This window comes from Streptomyces sp. NPDC048337, from assembly GCF_043201175.1.
Classification (GTDB): Bacteria; Actinomycetota; Actinomycetes; order Streptomycetales; family Streptomycetaceae; genus Streptomyces.
This window is the reverse complement of sequence record NZ_JBICYR010000001.1, coordinates 331,451-346,622: the sequence shown is the minus strand read 5'-3', so window position 1 is coordinate 346,622 and position 15,172 is coordinate 331,451. Positions and strand designations below refer to the sequence as shown.

The 15,172-nt window shown below is 70.8% G+C and carries 11 protein-coding genes and 1 pseudogene; 5 read left to right on the top strand and 7 right to left on the bottom strand.

The genetic code is table 11. From position 1 onward, the window contains the following. Window positions 1–28 precede the first annotated feature (28 nt). The 3 genes and pseudogenes from ACGFYU_RS01660 to ACGFYU_RS01650 all read left to right on the top strand — a co-directional run bounded on the left by ACGFYU_RS01660 (window position 29) and on the right by ACGFYU_RS01650 (window position 2,731). Window positions 29–1,777, top strand: coding sequence for an ABC transporter substrate-binding protein (locus tag ACGFYU_RS01660; RefSeq protein ID WP_393825225.1), 1,749 nt, complete (start codon window positions 29–31; stop codon window positions 1,775–1,777). Window positions 1,778–1,779: 2 nt separating this feature from the next. Then, window positions 1,780–2,517: pseudogene (locus tag ACGFYU_RS01655) on the top strand (LysR family transcriptional regulator); the annotation flags it as partial. A gap of 61 nt (window positions 2,518–2,578) precedes the next feature. Beyond that, a complete protein-coding gene (locus tag ACGFYU_RS01650) occupies window positions 2,579–2,731 on the top strand; it encodes a hypothetical protein (protein ID WP_393825224.1) in 153 nt (50 codons plus the stop codon). 23 nt (window positions 2,732–2,754) lie between these two features. Here the strand turns inward: ACGFYU_RS01650 and ACGFYU_RS01645 are convergent, their stop codons facing one another. The 3 genes from ACGFYU_RS01645 to ACGFYU_RS01635 all read right to left on the bottom strand — a co-directional run bounded on the left by ACGFYU_RS01645 (window position 2,755) and on the right by ACGFYU_RS01635 (window position 5,796). Further along, window positions 2,755–3,654 carry an SGNH/GDSL hydrolase family protein gene (locus ACGFYU_RS01645; RefSeq protein ID WP_393825223.1) on the bottom strand — a complete coding sequence of 300 codons (900 nt, stop codon included), beginning with the start codon at window positions 3,652–3,654 and terminating at the stop codon, window positions 2,755–2,757. A 180-nt stretch (window positions 3,655–3,834) separates the two neighbouring features. Next, window positions 3,835–4,464 (bottom strand): TetR family transcriptional regulator, encoded by a 630-nt coding sequence (locus tag ACGFYU_RS01640; RefSeq protein ID WP_393825222.1) that lies wholly within the window; start codon window positions 4,462–4,464, stop codon window positions 3,835–3,837. Between the two features lie 51 nt (window positions 4,465–4,515). After that, window positions 4,516–5,796, bottom strand: a complete 1,281-nt coding sequence (locus ACGFYU_RS01635; RefSeq protein WP_393825221.1) for an NAD(P)/FAD-dependent oxidoreductase — start codon at window positions 5,794–5,796, stop codon at window positions 4,516–4,518. Between the two features lie 121 nt (window positions 5,797–5,917). Between ACGFYU_RS01635 and ACGFYU_RS01630 the strand changes: the two genes are divergently transcribed. Further along, window positions 5,918–6,655: a class I SAM-dependent methyltransferase gene (locus ACGFYU_RS01630; RefSeq protein WP_393825220.1), complete on the top strand. Its 738-nt coding sequence runs from the start codon at window positions 5,918–5,920 to the stop codon at window positions 6,653–6,655. Here the strand turns inward: ACGFYU_RS01630 and ACGFYU_RS01625 are convergent. From ACGFYU_RS01625 to ACGFYU_RS01615, 3 genes are all read right to left on the bottom strand, one after another. Next, window positions 6,564–7,676, bottom strand: coding sequence for an ABC transporter substrate-binding protein (locus ACGFYU_RS01625; protein WP_393825219.1), 1,113 nt, complete (start codon window positions 7,674–7,676; stop codon window positions 6,564–6,566). The two genes, ACGFYU_RS01630 and ACGFYU_RS01625, sit on opposite strands and share 92 nt — an antisense overlap. Before the next feature lie 258 nt (window positions 7,677–7,934). Next, window positions 7,935–8,432 carry a hypothetical protein gene (locus ACGFYU_RS01620; RefSeq protein WP_393825218.1) on the bottom strand — a complete coding sequence of 166 codons (498 nt, stop codon included), beginning with the start codon at window positions 8,430–8,432 and terminating at the stop codon, window positions 7,935–7,937. Between the two features lie 72 nt (window positions 8,433–8,504). Further along, window positions 8,505–8,909 (bottom strand): peptidoglycan-binding protein, encoded by a 405-nt coding sequence (locus ACGFYU_RS01615; RefSeq protein WP_393825217.1) that lies wholly within the window; start codon window positions 8,907–8,909, stop codon window positions 8,505–8,507. 196 nt (window positions 8,910–9,105) lie between these two features. Between ACGFYU_RS01615 and ACGFYU_RS01610 the strand changes: the two genes are divergently transcribed. Further along, window positions 9,106–10,113: a helix-turn-helix domain-containing protein gene (locus ACGFYU_RS01610; RefSeq protein ID WP_393825216.1), complete on the top strand. Its 1,008-nt coding sequence runs from the start codon at window positions 9,106–9,108 to the stop codon at window positions 10,111–10,113. Window positions 10,114–10,181: 68 nt separating this feature from the next. Here ACGFYU_RS01610 and ACGFYU_RS01605 read toward each other — a convergent pair whose 3' ends face one another. After that, window positions 10,182–15,119, bottom strand: coding sequence for an FG-GAP-like repeat-containing protein (locus ACGFYU_RS01605; protein ID WP_393825215.1), 4,938 nt, complete (start codon window positions 15,117–15,119; stop codon window positions 10,182–10,184). Window positions 15,120–15,172 lie beyond the last annotated feature (53 nt).

Here is a 15,172-nt window from a genome sequence, read left to right as displayed (position 1 = left end):
GCGGGCACCGCTCCTGGAAGGACCCCTCATGGACCCACGCACCCGCACCGCCCTCGCCGCCGCACTGGCGGCGACCCTCGCCCTCGGTGCCGCCGGCTGTTCCGACGACAGGAAGGCCGACGACCGCGGCAACCCCGCAACCGCGAACACAGGCAGGGCGATAGGCGGCACGCCACACAAGGGCGGCACCCTGACCGTGCTGTCCAACCAGGACTTCACCCACCTCGACCCGGCCCGCAACTGGGTCATCGGCGACATGGACTTCGCCACGCGCCTGCTCTACCGCACCCTCGTGACGTACAAGTCCGAGCCCGGCACAGCGGGCGGCGAGCTGGCCCCCGACCTCGCCGAGGACCTCGGCACTCCGTCCAACGGGGCCCGGACCTGGACGTTCAGACTCAAGGCGGGCCTGAAGTACGAGGACGGATCGCCCATCACCGCCCAGGACGTCAAGTACAACGTGGAACGCTCCTTCTCCCCCGACCTGCCCGGCGGCCCCGACTACGCGGCCCGCTACCTCGCGGGCGCCGAGGACTACCGAGGCCCGGCCGAGGGCAGGCAGCTCGACTCCGTCAAGACGCCCGACGAGCGCACGATCGTCTTCGAACTGCGCAAGCCCTTCGCGGAGTTCCCGTATGCGACCGTACTGCCCACCTTCACTCCCGTCCCCAAGTCCCAGGAGAAGGGCCCCCAGTACGACAACCGCCCCTTCTCCTCGGGCCCGTACAAGATCGAGACGTACGACCGCGACAAGCAGCTCGTCCTGGTCCGCAACCCGCACTGGGACCCGGGCACGGACCCGGTGCGCAAGGCCTACCCGGACAGGGTGGTCGTGACGATGGGCCTGCGGGCCAACCAGATCGACGACCGGCTGATCGCCAGTGCGGGCGCCGACGCCTCCGCCGTCTCCTGGGGCAAGCTGCGCCCCGAGAGCACCCCCAAGGTCCTCACCAAGGCCGAGGTCAAGGCACGGCTGCTGGCCGAATCCTCCAACTGCACGGGCATGGTGCAGATGCACACCGGTCGACCGCCCTTCGACGACATCAGGCTCCGCCGGGCCGTCCAGTACGCACTCGACCGCGAGGCCCTCCTGACCGCCGCCGGGGGCCCCGCCCTCGGCGACGTGGCCACAGCCCTCATGCCCGCCCCGCTCTTCGGCGGCAAGCAGCCCGACACCCTCGGCATTGCCGCCACGGGCGACGTGGAGAAGGCGAAGCAGCTCCTGCGGGAGGCCGGAAAGCCCGACGGCTTCGCGACGACCATCACGGTCCCGACCGGCGACAAGGGGATCGCTGAGGCCGTCCAGCAGTCCCTCGGCCGCGCGGGGATCAAGGTCACCATCGAGACCGTCGACCCGTCCGCCTTCTACGACACCATCGGAGACACCAAGAACCGCACCGACCTCGTCTACACCGGCTGGTGCCCGGACTACCCTTCGGGCTCGACCTTCCTGCCCTTCCTCTTCGACGGCCGCTACATCAAGGAGAAGGGGAACTCCGGGAACCACTCGCTCTTCCGCGACGCGACGACCATGGAACTCATGGACCAGATCGCCGCCATGACCGATGTCCGGCAGGCAAACGCGGCCTGGCAGGAGCTGGACGGACAGATCCTCGCCAAGGCCCCGACGGCCCCAGCCGTCATCGAGCGCATGCCCCTTCTCGTCGGCACGAACATCGCGGGCGCCTTCGGCCACACGTCGTTCGGCGGGCAGATCGACTACGCGACGATCGGCCTGAAGGACCCGGCGAACAGCAGCAGTGGCAGTGGCAGCTGACGATGGATCTGGAGGTACGGCACCTGAGGGTGGTGTGCGCGATCGCCGAGGCGGGCAGTCTCACCCGCGCCGCCTCGGCACTGGGCCTGACCCAACCGGGGCTCAGCGCCCAACTGCGCCGCATCGAGACCCTGCTGGGCGGGACCCTTTTCGACCGCCGACAGGACGGCACGGTCCCCACTCCCTTCGGCGAACTGGTCCTGGGCCGGGCCCGTGCGATCCTCCCGGGCATCGACGGGCTCCTGGCCGACACCGCCCGGGCCACCCGCCGGCTGCGTGCCGCCGACCAGATCCGCATCGGCTCGGTCGGCGCCCCGCTCCTCGGCCATCTGGTCCTGGCGGTCAAGTCCCTGCTCCCCGGGGCAGAGGTGACGACGCGCTGCGCGTACGCCCCCGTGCCCCTGCTCGACGACCTCGTGGCGGGCCGGCTGGAAGCGGCGGTGCTCGGCGACCATCCGGACCAGGAGCTGCCGGCGCCCGATGGCGTCGTACTCCACCCCGTGGCCACCGAGCCGGTCTTCGCCCTCCTCCCGGCCGCCCACCCCCTTGCCCTGCGGGACGAGGTCTCCCTGTCCGACCTCCTTGACGAGGACTGGGCGGTCCCCCAGCCCGACAGCGACCGGACCCCCGAGTACTGGTCCTCCGTATGCGCCCTGACGGGCCGTCGCCCGTACACCCCGTACGAGGCCGACGGCCGCCAGCTGATCGAACTCGTCCGCGCCGGTCTGGCCGTCAGCCTCTGCCAGGCCAACTTCATCGAAGCCCCGGGCACCACGGTCCGCCCCCCTGACCGGGAGCCCCTTGTGGTACCGCCACGTGCTGGCCTGGCGCCACGACACTCCCCTCGCCGCCCATGGCCCGGAACTCGCCCGCCGCGTCACCGACGGCTACCTGACCACGAGCACGCTCAGCCCGGCGTACAACCGCTGGCGTGCGGGGAGGGGGAACGGTTAGCGCCGTGGCGCGGGGCTGCGGGGTCAGCCGATGGCCGCCGCCACCGCGTCCGCCAGGGCCTGCTGGCCACGGGCGGTGGGGTGGACGGGGAGCGAGGGCTCCGTCGGGATGATGCCCGCGATCCAGCGGTCGGAGGAGCAGATGTCGTGGCCGAGGGTGGGCTTGTAGGTGTCCACGTAGACGGCGCCCCCGGCCTTCGCCTCACGCGCGAGCATGCGGTTGAGCTCCTTGACCGTGTCGCGCAGGAAGGCCGCGTCGAAGACGGTGATCGGCTGCTTGCCCAGGCAGTCCCATTCGTTCTCGGGGAGGACGGCCGGGTAGCCGACCACCATGATCTGCGCCTGCGGAGCGCGCTTGCGGATCTCCCTCAGGGTCGAGGCGACCCTGCCCGAGGCGTCGTTGACCCGGTTGCCGAGGGTGTCCTTGTAGTGCCACGCGCAGGGTGACCCCCACGGCGCGACCTGGGCGAGCGCCACGCACGTGAGGATGGGCCCGGCGACGCCGGCGTCGGTGGAACCGAGGTCGTTGCCGCCGATGGTGAGGGTGACCAGCTTGGTGTCGGCGGTGACGGCGCCCAGCTGGGGATCGTTGACCTTGCCGATCACGGGGTACACGTGCGGCTCGGCCATGTGCTTGGTCTTGGCGCCTCCACAGGTGACGTCGACGGTGGTGGCGGCCCGGAGCCTCGCGGCGAGCAGGCTCGGGTAGTTGTGGTTCGAGCGCAGGCACAGTCCCGCCGACTGGTCGGGGACGCCGGATCCGGCGGCGTACGAGTCCCCGAGCGCGACGTAGCGGCTGGGCGGTGTGGCGGAACCGGTGGTCCCGGCCGTACCGGCGGCGGAGGCCGGGACGGATGTGGCAGCGAGCGCGGCGGCGCAGGCGGCGCAGGCGGCGGCGAGCGTGAGGGATCGTGCTGAGGTCACTGCTCCTCCTGGCTGTGTGGGGCGGCTCGTACGGTTACCGAGTGCTCGGTAGGTGAGCGACAGCATGGAGGGAGTTACCAGCGGGTACAACCGATGGGTAGATAACGGTTTCCCCAAGAAGGGAGCCGCAACTGGCGTGCTGGGTAGGCGGGTTGAGGCAGGCGTTGGACCGAGGCGACCTCAGGCGTCCGAGGGCGGCGGGCAGGCGGCGGCCCCCAGCGTCTTCGACCCGAGGAGCTCCGCGAGCGTGCGGAACAGAGCCGGCATGTCGACCTCGTCGGGGTCGAGCAGCCACTGCGAACGCATCCCGTCCACGACGGCGATCAGGAGCGTGGCGGCCTGCTCCGGGGTGACCCCGCTGGGCAACAGGTCACCGTAGTCGGCGCGCACGATCTCGGTGTAGAGCGCGCGGATGCGGGCGTACCGGTCCCGGAAGTAGCCCTGGGCCGGATGGTCCTCGGTGACGCTGTCGGCGGCCAGCACGGCGAAGCACTGGACGATGCCGCGGCGTTCTCCGTCCCGCTCCAGGAGCCGGACGATCGCGTCCCGGGCGGCGGCCGTCCCGCCCGAGCGGGGGCCGAGGGTCGCGTGGTCGAGCTCGTCGCGCCGGTCGAGCACCGCCTGCAGGAGCCCCTCCTTGGAGCCGAAGTAGTGCAGCACGCCCTGCTGTGTCAGCCCCACGCGGTCGGCGATGACGGCCAGTGAGGCGCGGTGGTAGCCGCGCTCGGCGAACACCTCCAGGGCGACGTTCAAGATGGCCTCGCGGCGCTCGGCCGACTGCTTGCTGCGATTCGTCCCACGCCCGCCCACGCCCGCCCCCGCAATCCCCGACCCCGCGCCCCGCGCTCGACCGCTCCTACCCTAGGTGATCGACTCCATGGGATCGGCTGCGCCGGCCGCCCCGCGGTGCTTGATGTTGACGGCCGCGGCCTTGGCCAGGGCCACGGGGCTCAAGAACCGCCGCGGACCGATCAGGCGGGAACCGAACAGATGCAGGTGCCGCGCCACCGATTCATCGCGCGCCGCCGCCGAGAACATCAGCCGCTCCCCGGGATTGAACGGGCGGGACTTGGCGAAGTCGGCGGCCAGGTACTGGTGACCGTGCAGCCGGCGCCGGTGTGTGCGCGCGTACGCCACGAGCGCCCTGTCGAGGTCGCCCCTCCCGGTGGCGGCCGAGCCGGCCTCCTCCGCCAACCACTGCGCGGACTGCAGGGCCCACCCGCAGCCCACCCCCCACAGGGGATCGCCGGTCAGGGCCGCGTCGCCGATGAGCGCGACGCCCGGCGCGGTCGGTTTGCGGCTGTGGAGCGGGTAGTTGACCGTACCGATGGTCTTCGTGATGCGCTCGGCGGAGTCGATGGGCGGTGCCTCGGGCAGGGCGCGGACGAATGCGAGGAAGCTGCCCTCCAGGTCCTCCCGGAAGGCCGACAGCCGCTTCTTGTCCGGGAGGACCGCGACGACCGTCACCCCGTCGTCGTTGACGAACGCGTACGCCATGTCGGGTTCGAGGAACCAGGTGTGACTGATCCCGCCGGGCAGCGGAAGGTTGCGGAAGTGCGCGAGATAGCCGAACCGCCCGTTCTCGTACAGCCGGGCAGGCACTCCGGCGAACTTCGCCACGGCCGAGTCCTTGCCGTCGGCGCCGACCACCAGGCGGGCCCGGATCTCACGCTCGCCCTCCGGTGTCGACGCGCGCACCCCCACGGTCCGCCCGGCTTCCCGTACCAGCCCGGTCACATGATGGCCGAGGAGCAGATCGACGCCAGGGGTCTTGGCCGCGTGGGACCTGATCAACGGGTCGAGGGTGCTGCGCCGAATGTTGTACCCGTACGGCAGCTCGGGGCCCGCCGACGCGGCCTTCGGCTCGATCCATCCCCAACGGGTGTACCAGCGGGACACGTTGCGGACGGCTCCCGCTTCCTCCAGAGCGGGGATGAGGCCGAGTTCCTCCAACACCGGGTAGGCGCAGGCCTGGAGGGAGTGGGTGCACAGCACCTTGTACGCTTCGGGGTCCGAGCGGCGTTCCAGCAGTGCGACGCGGACGCCGCGTCGAGCGAGGAGGACGGCCGCGGCGCTGCCGGCGAGGCCGGCTCCGCTGATGACGACGTCGTAGTCGTCTCCCGCGCTCTCAGGCTTGGTCATGTGCTGATCGCTCCCTTCGGGGTGTGGTGCCGTTCACGCGAGCGGCGCGCAATGCCCACTCGCTGTCAGGCACATGACCAACTGTAGAGCGGGAGTCCAACCGGGCCGGTAGCCTCCGGCCATGAGTGATCATTCGGACCCCGCGGGGGATGACGTCAGCCCGGCCAGGGGAACCGCCGGGTATGCCGAGACGGCGGACGCGCTGGCCGTCCAGTACGAGGAGGTCACCTTCGACGAAGTCCACCGCGATGTGCTGCGGCTGGTTCCCGCCGAGCCCTGCCGCATCCTGGACGTGGGCGCCGGGACCGGGCGCGATGCCGCAGCGTTGGCGGCGCGTGGGCACCGCGTCGTGGCTGTCGAGCCGACCGCGGAGCTGCGGGCGCACGGACAGCGCATCCATGCGGACAGCGGGATCGATTGGGCCGACGCCGTTCTTCCTGACCTGGCGCTGAGCCGGCACCCAGGCCGGTTCGACGCGGTCTTCGCCACCGGGGTGTGGATGCACCTGGACGCCGTCGAACGCCTCCAGGCCATGGCCAGGATCGCCACATTGCTGGTGCCCGGCGGCAGGTTCTTCGTCAATCTGCGCCACGGCCCTGTGCCCGATGGCCGCCACATGTTCGACGTGTCCGCCGCTGAGACGGTCGAGCTGGGTGGCGCATACGGCCTCCGGACGGTCCACCGCAGCGAGCGTCCCGACCTTCACGGCCGTGACAGCGTCCGGTGGAGCTGTCTGGTGCTGCAGACGAAGGGCGCCGTCCGTGCTCTCAGCCGGAGTGGAGGACCCGAAGGCGATCGGGCTGCGCCGGATCCCGATCGACGACTTGGACCGGCGGCCAGGCCCACTGCCAGACGTTGATGCCCGGCGTGCGGGAGAACCGGATCCGCCCGCGGGTGCCTTCGACCGCGACGCGCGGCCAGGATTCGGCGGTGCGCGCCCGGTCCGCGCCGTGGGAACGCAGTACGTCGGCGAGGACGGCGACCGTGTCGTAGCCCTCGAAGGCGACGAAGGAGGGCGCTTCGGCCAGCCGCTCGCGGAGGACCGTCTCGACTCGTGTACCGAGTGGGCTCAGCCGCTCGGGCAGGTAGCGCAGGAACGGGATGCCGGCGCCGTCGTCGCCCAGCAGCGTCGCCCATTCGGCGAACTCCGGTTGCCCGGCCGGAGCGCCCATCATGAGCTCGGCGAGGCGCGGGTCACGGCGGACGGACTTGACGATCGGCACGGCCGGCTGCGGGTGGCCGACCAGAAGGAGGAGAGCGGTCGCGCGATGGTCGACGAGCTCGTCGCACACGGCCGCGGGGGCGAGCGTGCTCATGTCGAGCTCGATGACGGTGCCGCCGCGTGGAGCGAGGTGGTCCCGCAGAATACGGGTCCCTGAGGCCCAGTAGACACTCGGCTGGGCCGCTACGGCGATCCGGCTGTGGCCCGCCTTGAGGAGGAAGTCCGCGTAGATCTGCCAGCCGTGGGACTGCGCCGGGGCGAGGCGCGCGACCCATCGCGTCGGCTGGTCGGTGAGCGCGTCGAGCACCGCCGACGAGCAGAGGAACGGCAGTCCGAGGGCATCGGCCCTGGCGGCAGCGGCGCGGGCGACGACGCTGTGGTACTCCCCCGCCAGGGCGGCCACGCCCAGGCGAGCCAGTTCGTCCACGGCCGCCGCGGCCCTGTGCGGATCAGCCGCGCTGTCTCGGACCACCAGCTCCAGCGGCCGTCCGCCGATCCCGCCGGCCGCGTTGACCTCGTCAACCGCCAGCTCGAGTCCGGCGAGCACGTGTCGCCCTGCCTCGACCCAGCCGGGCGGGGACAGCGGAACCAGGGCGCCGATCCGAACGGCTGAACCGTCGGTCGGCTCCGCTCCAGGCTGCGATGGTGGCGTACTCATGCGTTGCGTCTCCCGAGTGACGATTCGGCTGCAGGTGGCCCGGATCGCAGAATGAACGTCAGTTGCGCCGAGCGTAGCCGAGCCGAACACCACCGACTCCGGCGCCCTGACCGCGGAGCGGAGCGGGAGTGCTCCGAGGATTCCTGGGAGGACGAGCTGGGTGACCGTGGGACTGCGGTGCATCAAGGACGGGGCCTGCGGGGTCTATCCCGACTGGAAGATCGACCACGCCCCCACCGACCACCTCCTGACCATGGTCTAGGTCTGCCGGGTGCCCGTCGGGACTGGCTGCGAGAGGCCCGATGGGCCGTCCTCGTCGGTGAGGAAGCAGACGTGGTGGAGTTCGGCGGGGGCCTGGGGGCCGAGGGTCAGGAGGTCGGGGTCGTCGTGTACCTGTTCCCAGAAGTCCGCTTCCGTCGATGCGGTGCCGAGGACCATCCACGGTGCGCCGTACTTCGTCCTCGCTGCCCATACGCCGAGCTGTCGGCGGCCCGAGCCGAACAGCTCCTCCCCGACCGGATCCGCCTGCATCTCGGCGACCAGGCTTGACGTGTGCTCGTGAGGACACTCGTGCCGCATGCGCGATCGCTCCCACGTTGTGCGGAGGACCTCCGTCGCCGCGTCGGCGGAGTCGTCGGCCGCATTCAACGCCCCTTGATCGGCGTTCGAGGCAGCGGGCCGGACGACGCGCACCAGCAACTCGTGTCCGCAAGGCCGGTAGTTGAAGAGTCTGAAGATGTTGATCGGGGCGCTCACCGGATCATTGTGCCGCGCACGCGGCGCAGGGCCGCACCCACCTCCGTGGAATGCGGCCCTCCGGAGCCGATGTCAGGAGATCGAGCGGATCGCCGGCCAGGTCTTCGGGCCGACCTCGCCGTCCCACTCCGCGGGCTGGTCCGGGAACAGGGCCTTCTGGGCGTTGATCACCGCCCGCTCTGTGTTGGGGCCGAAGCTGCCGTCGTGGCCGTGCGGATCGAATTCCGGCGCCTGGAAGTACCACGCCCAGAACTCGAGCAGGCATTGGACCTCGGCCACGCGCGGGCCGGTCTGGCCGCGCTCGGTGTTGGTGGTCATCGTGTTGCTGTTGCCCATGTAGAGATAGCCGTTGGAGACGCGCTCGTTGCAGCTGTACCCGGCCGCCGCGGCCTGGCTGGTCGCGGCGGGTCCGAGGGCGAGGCCGCCCCCGAGCACCATGCTCGCCAGGAGCAGGGTGCCCTTCCTCGCAGAGATCATGATCAGTCCTCCTGCTGGATGCGCGGGGAGGCGAACCGCCTTCCCCTGCACAGAGATTGGGCGTGCCGCCGGGCGCCCCGCAAGCACCGCGGAGCCAGTGGGACGAGGGGATGTCGGCAACGTCTGCGGCCTGGTAATCTCCGGGCCCGCTGGGACGGGATTGGGATGCCGGTCCCCGGCGCGAGGGGGATGCCCGATGGTGGACGACGAGGTGGGAGCGGCGCGATTCGCCGCCTCCCTGCGGGCGTTGAAGGCGAGATCCGGTCTCAGTTACGAGGCCCTCGCCCGGCGCAGCGGGATCAGCGGCTCCAGCCTGCACCGCTACTGCAACGGCACGAAGATCCCGGCCAGGTTCGACACCGTGGAGAGCCTGGCCCGGGTGTGCGGGGCCACCGCGGAGGAGCTCTCCGCGCTGCACCGGCTGTGGGTACTGGCGGACCTCACCCGCGCACCGGCCGCTGAACCAGCCCCTGCTTCCGCCCCGCCCGGCGCCGACGACCAGGAACCGGCGCCGCCGCGACCGTGGGCGCGTAGGAAAGGACCGGCGCTCGCGGCGGTCGCGACCCTCGCCGTGGCCGCCGCCGCGCTCGCGTGGACCGTCTCCGGCGATGCCGCGAAGCCCTCCGGCGCGGAGGACCGCCGGCTGCTGTTCTCCCGTGCCTGCCGGGAGCCGGTGAGCATGGGCCAGCACGACGAGTGCGTGCGCGAGGTGCAGTCCCTGCTGGAACGGAAGGGCGCGAAGATCGGCGTCGACGGCGACTTCGGCCCGCAGACGCTGCGCAGGGTCACGGCCTTCCAGGTACTGGCGGGCTTGCCGCCCAAGGGCGTGGTGGACGACGAGACCAAACACGCCCTTTACGAACGCCCCGTGTCGATGCCGCAGGTGCCCTCCGAGCAGATCGAACGCCGCATCCGCGAGGTGTTCCCCGAGGAACCGGACCGGGCGGCCGGCATCGCCCGCTGCCAGTCCCTGCTGGACCCTCTGCACATCCTCCCCAACACCAACGGCTCCCGGAATTGGGGCCTCTTCCAGATCTCCGACGGCCGGCTCGCCGAACTGGGCGGCACTCCCCTGCTCGCCTTCGACCCCGAATGGAACATCCAGGCGGCGCGACGCCTGTGGGCCCAGAACCGCGACTTCCGGCACTGGCCGCAGTGCGACCAGCTCTACCGGACTCCCTCGCCCACCGCCGTCCGCCCGTAACCGCAGAGGCCCCGCACCTTCGGGAAGGTGCGGGGCCTCGGGTCAGCGGCGGTGGGTCGCCGGGCCCGTCACCAGGTGCCGGGCAGGGTCTGCCAGCTCAGGAAGCCGTTCTCGAAGCCGCCGTCGGGGCGTCCCTTGAAGGTGAAGGCGCCCGACGCGCCGTTGGCGTAGTTGTACATGCTCGAGATGTCGTCCCGGCCGTCGCCGTCCGAGTCGCCCGAAACCGGCATACCGGCGTTGGAGGCGTACCAGTAGCCCTCGGGAGTGTCCCAGCTGCGCACCGCGTCGCCGACCGTGCCGTCCGGCTTGGCGAGGAGGGTGGACAGCGAGGCGTGCCCGTCGCCGTGGTCGTACATCAGCGCGGCGTCGTCGCGGCCGTCGCCGTTGTAGTCGCCCACGGTGAACTTGATGCGGGCGTACTCCCAGGCGCCGCCGGCGGGCTGGGTCCAGGACTTCACCGGTGCGGCGAAGCCGCCGTTCGGCTGCGACAGGCCGGTGAACACGGCCACGCCGCCCGCGGTGTAGCCGTAGAGGGCGAGGAAGTCGTCCCGCTTGTCGCCGTTCATGTCGCCCACCCGGAAGGTGGCGTGGTCGATCCACCAGTTGCCCGGGCCCGTACGCCAGCTGGCGATGGCCGAGTTGAAGAGGCCGTCGCCCTTGGCGGTCCAGGTGTGGGCGCCCGCGTCGCCGTTGCCGTAGTCGTAGACCATGGCGATGTCGTCGCGCTTGTCGCCGTTGAAGTCGCCGGCGAGCGGCTTCGCCTTCGCCCAGTCGAAGTTGCCGGCCGCGGCGGTGAGGCCCTTCACCGGGGTGAAGGTACCGGTGGCGTTGGAGAGGAAGCTCCAGAGGGCGTTGCTGCCGTCGGCGTAGCCGTACATCGCGCCGATGTCGGTGCGGCCGTCTCCGTTGAAGTCACCCGCGACCCACTTGGCGCGGGCGTAGGAGAAGCCGCCCTTCGAGCTGGTCCAGCGCACCGTCGGCTCCTCGTATCCTCCGCCCGGCAGGGCGTTGAGGACGTACAGGGCCGTGGTGTTGTCGCCGTAGTCGTAGACGGTGGCCATGTCGGTGCGGCCGTCGCCGTTGAAGTCGCCGGACAGATCGGTGCGCAGGTGCGCGGTGCGGTCGGCCGGCTGGTGCTCGACGGTGGCTCCCGTCGTGCTGTTGTAGCGGATGTATCCCTTCTGGAAGTCCTCGCGCGGGCCGCCGGCGACGTCGTACTCGTCGGAGGTCGGGTAGCCCAGGGCGCTCTTGTCGGCGCCGAGGGCGATCCACTTCTTGCGGATCGCACCGAACACGGACCAGGAGCCGTTGGCCTTCGTCCAGTAGATGGAGGCGGTGTCGGCGGTGTCGGAGCGCTTGCGGAAGTGGTTGAAGCGGGCGACGCTGCCGTCGCCGACGTTCGTCTCGTCCGTGATCGGGTAGCCGAGGGGGCTGGCCGGACCGCCGAGGGAGGCGTACTTGTTGTAGACGGAGCCGTGGACCGACCAGGCGCCGGTGTCCGACGACCAGTAGATTCCGCCCTTGCCTCCGCTGGGCGAGTAGAAGGTGGAGAAGCGGCCCGTGCCGTCGAAGGTGGCCGTCTCGTCCGAGGTCGGGTATCCGATGATGCCCTTCTCGGCGCCGAGGGCGTTCCACTTGGCGCGGATGGCGCCCCACACGAACCAGGCGCCGCTGCTCGGGTGCCAGTAGATGGAACCGTTGTCGCTGGTCTGCCCGGGGCCGCGCAGGTGGACGTACCGGCCCACGCCGTCGCTCGCCACGAGGACGTCGGTGCTCGGGTAGCCGATCGCGGTGCCGCCCTTGGCCAGGTACTTGGCCAGGATCGGGCCGCAGAGCGTGTGCTTCCCGGTGGCGGTCGAGGTGAAGGTCTGGCACTCGGACCACGAGGTGCCGCCGAGCACGAGCTGGCGGCCGGCGCCGAACGCCGAGCCGCCCGCCAGGGCCTGGCCGGGGAACTCGGTGATGCGGCCGTCGCCGTTGCGGGACCACAGGTCCGCGTAGCCGTTGGCCTCGAAGTCGCCGTTGCTGGTCAGGTGCGGGTACGCCGCGCCGGTGAAGCCGCTCCCGATGGAAGTGAGGCGGACGGCGGGGTCGCCGAAGACGGACAGGTCGGCGGTGGTCGCCGCGCCGGTGTCCGTCGTCTTGCGGCTCGTGTACTGGTGGATCTTGCCGCTCACCGTGTCACGGGCCCAGATTTCGGGCAGCTGGTCACCGTTGAGGTCGCCCGGCGCCATGACCGTCATGTTCTTCCAGTCGGCGTTGCCGAGCAGGACGGGTTCGTTGACCACGTCGAGGAAGCCGACGGGCGAGCCGAGGTAGAGCCACAGCTGGTCGCCGGCCTTGACCAGCAGATCCGGCTGGTCGTTGTCGTCGGTCCTGCCGTCGGCGTTGTCGTCGTTGACGCTGGAGATGGCCACGACCTGGTCGGCATTGAACCAGTGGTCGTCGCCGTGGTCCTCGCCCTCGCCGGTGCCGATGTTGGTCACCTGGAGTTCGATCCGGTTGGCGTCCGCGCTCTCCAGGTCGCCGTCGCCCTTGTTCGGGTAGACGTACAGGTTCTTGCGGGAGTTGTCGGGGCTGGGCCGCAGGACGACGAGGTCCTCGTAGTAGTCCTCGTTCCAGCTGCCCCGGTGCGTGAGCGCCGCGGCGTCGGCGAAGGAGCCCTGGTCGAGCTGCTTGGACAGGTCGAAGGTTCCGTCGCCCTTGCCCGGGTGCATCCACAGCGTTCCGGCGCCCGGGTCGACGCTCCAGATGTCCACGCTGCCGTCGCCGTTGAGGTCGCCGTGCTTGTCACGGGTCGCGAGGCGCTTGGCGTAGAAGAGGTATTCCTTGAGGTTCGACCGGTTGCCGGAGGCGTCGAGGCTGTGCACGAACAGGCGCTGCGGCCCGGCCGTGGTCGGCTTGTAGACGATGTCGACGGATCCGCCCGTGGTGGTGGGCGCGACCTTGTTGACCTTGGGGTTGGAGTCGGTCCACCACTCGAAGGCGGTGACGTCCTTCACCCCGTTGGCGCTCAGGTTGAACGTGCCGTCGGTGCGCGCGAAGCTCGTCTTGGCCGGGTCGTCCTCGTTCTCGGGGAACTGGACGGACTTCACGACCGGCGTCTTGTCGGGCCGGGTGCGGTCCATGGTGAACACGCACTGGCCGGCCCACGGCCCCGGGGGACCGACGTTGTCGAGGGTGCGGACGTCCCACCGGTATGTGCCGTCCAGGCCGCCGGCGGGAATGGGCAGCTGGGCGACGCTCCCGTTGCTGGCCTTGACGATGGCCTTGGTGGGCGCCGCGGCGCCCTCCTTCCAGTAGTGGAACTCGGCGCTGAGGTGGACGTCCGTCTTGTCCTTGTCCTTGACCCGGGCACGGAGCACCACCTGGTCGGTGGTCCCGATCACACCGCCGGTGCAGGCCACGGACGGGTCGCTGGACCGGTCCGAGGGCTTGTCGGGCGTGGTGTTGAAGGTGGTCGAGATGACGGCGCTGTTGGGGTCGAGCTTGCGCCAGGACACGTCGACGGTGTCCTTGGCGGCCTTGAGGCCGAAGGTCCAGTTGCCCCAGTGCTTCTGCGCGGCGGCGGCGACGGCCGACTTCACGTTCAGCTCGATCAGGTCCCCGTCACCGGGGCAGTTGCGGCCGCCGAAGGACTGGCCGGTGGCGTCGACCAGCCGCTGCCACTCCGGCTGGTTGTTCCAGGTGGTGGACTTGGAGATGGTGCCGGTGTCCCAGACCTGGATGTCACCGGACTTGCAGCTCCAGGATCCCGCCGACTTCTGCTTGATGCGCAGCGTGGACGCGATGATCTGCTTGTCCCAGTAGTCGGTCATGCCGACCTGGAAGAAGGTCTTCGCGCAGATCACCTGGTTGCCGTTGGCGGCGTCCTTGGCGCAGCCGACGCGGGCGTCCTTGCTGAGCGTGCCGCCGTTCCAGTAGTTGGTGTTCGGCGAGGACGGGAACGCGTTGTGCTTGTACGCGATGGTCCACGCCTGCTTCCAGGCGTCCCAGGTGGGGTCGATGACGACGGGGTACGTGGTCCCGGGGGCCTTGAGCAGGTTCTGGTCCGGGGTCAGCGTGAGCGTGGAGCCGGAGAGCCTGACGCCCAGGTCGGCCTGCTTGGCTCCGCTGGTGATGCCTTCGACCGGCGCCGCGGGGGCCGGTACGGCGGCGTCGGCGGCGGGCGCGCCGGCTGCGGAGGCGTCTGCGGACCGCAGGGTCTTCGCCGCCGGGGCGGACGCGGGCTGCTGCGCCTTCTGCCCGCCGGCGTCCCACATCTGCGGCTTCGCGGAGCCGAAGACGGTTTGACCGGACGGGTCGAGGGCACGCAGCTGGCCGTCGGCCTCGGCACGCACGGTGAGCCCCTTGCCCTTCAGCCCGAAGTTCAGGGAGGCCAGGTCCGGGTTGGCGGCGGCCTCGCGGGTCTTGACGATCAGCGCGTGCGAGAAGCTGTCGACGCTCGCGCTGACGCGCAGGTCCACGCCGGGGAGGACCTCGGGGTAGACCGCGCTGTCGCCTTCCAGCTTGGGCTTGGGAAGCGGCTTCGGCCAGGAGAGGGAAACGTCCCGGCCGTTCTCCGACATCACGACGAGGGGGGCGTCGCCACCCCCCGAAAAGGTCAGGCCTATCCGCGTCGCCTTGGGGGTCAGTCGGCCGTCCCCGGTCCGCTGGAGCGTGGCATCGACCGGTATGAGCTTTCCGCCTTGACGCACCCGCACCGGCACGAGGGCGCGGTTAGCCGTCATGGTTCCGTCAGGATTGACCCACACGTCATTCGTCTCGGTGCGCTGCCCGACGATCTCGACCGGCTTACCGGTCCGCTTCGCCTCCGAGGTGGCCTTCTCCGCCTCGTTCCGGGCGGCTGCCGTTTCCTTCCCGGCGGTGGTGTCACTTCGCCCGGCCGCACCGGCGGCGGAGCCGGCCCCCACCAGGCCCGCGGTCAGTGCCAGGGTTGTGACCAGTGCGGATGCCCTTATGCGGGGGCGGCCGGTGGCGCGGAACCGCGCCAGGGGTGCTCTCACGGATGTTCCCTCGTAGTCGATCCGCGCTCCCCAGGCGTGGTTCGCGCGAACGG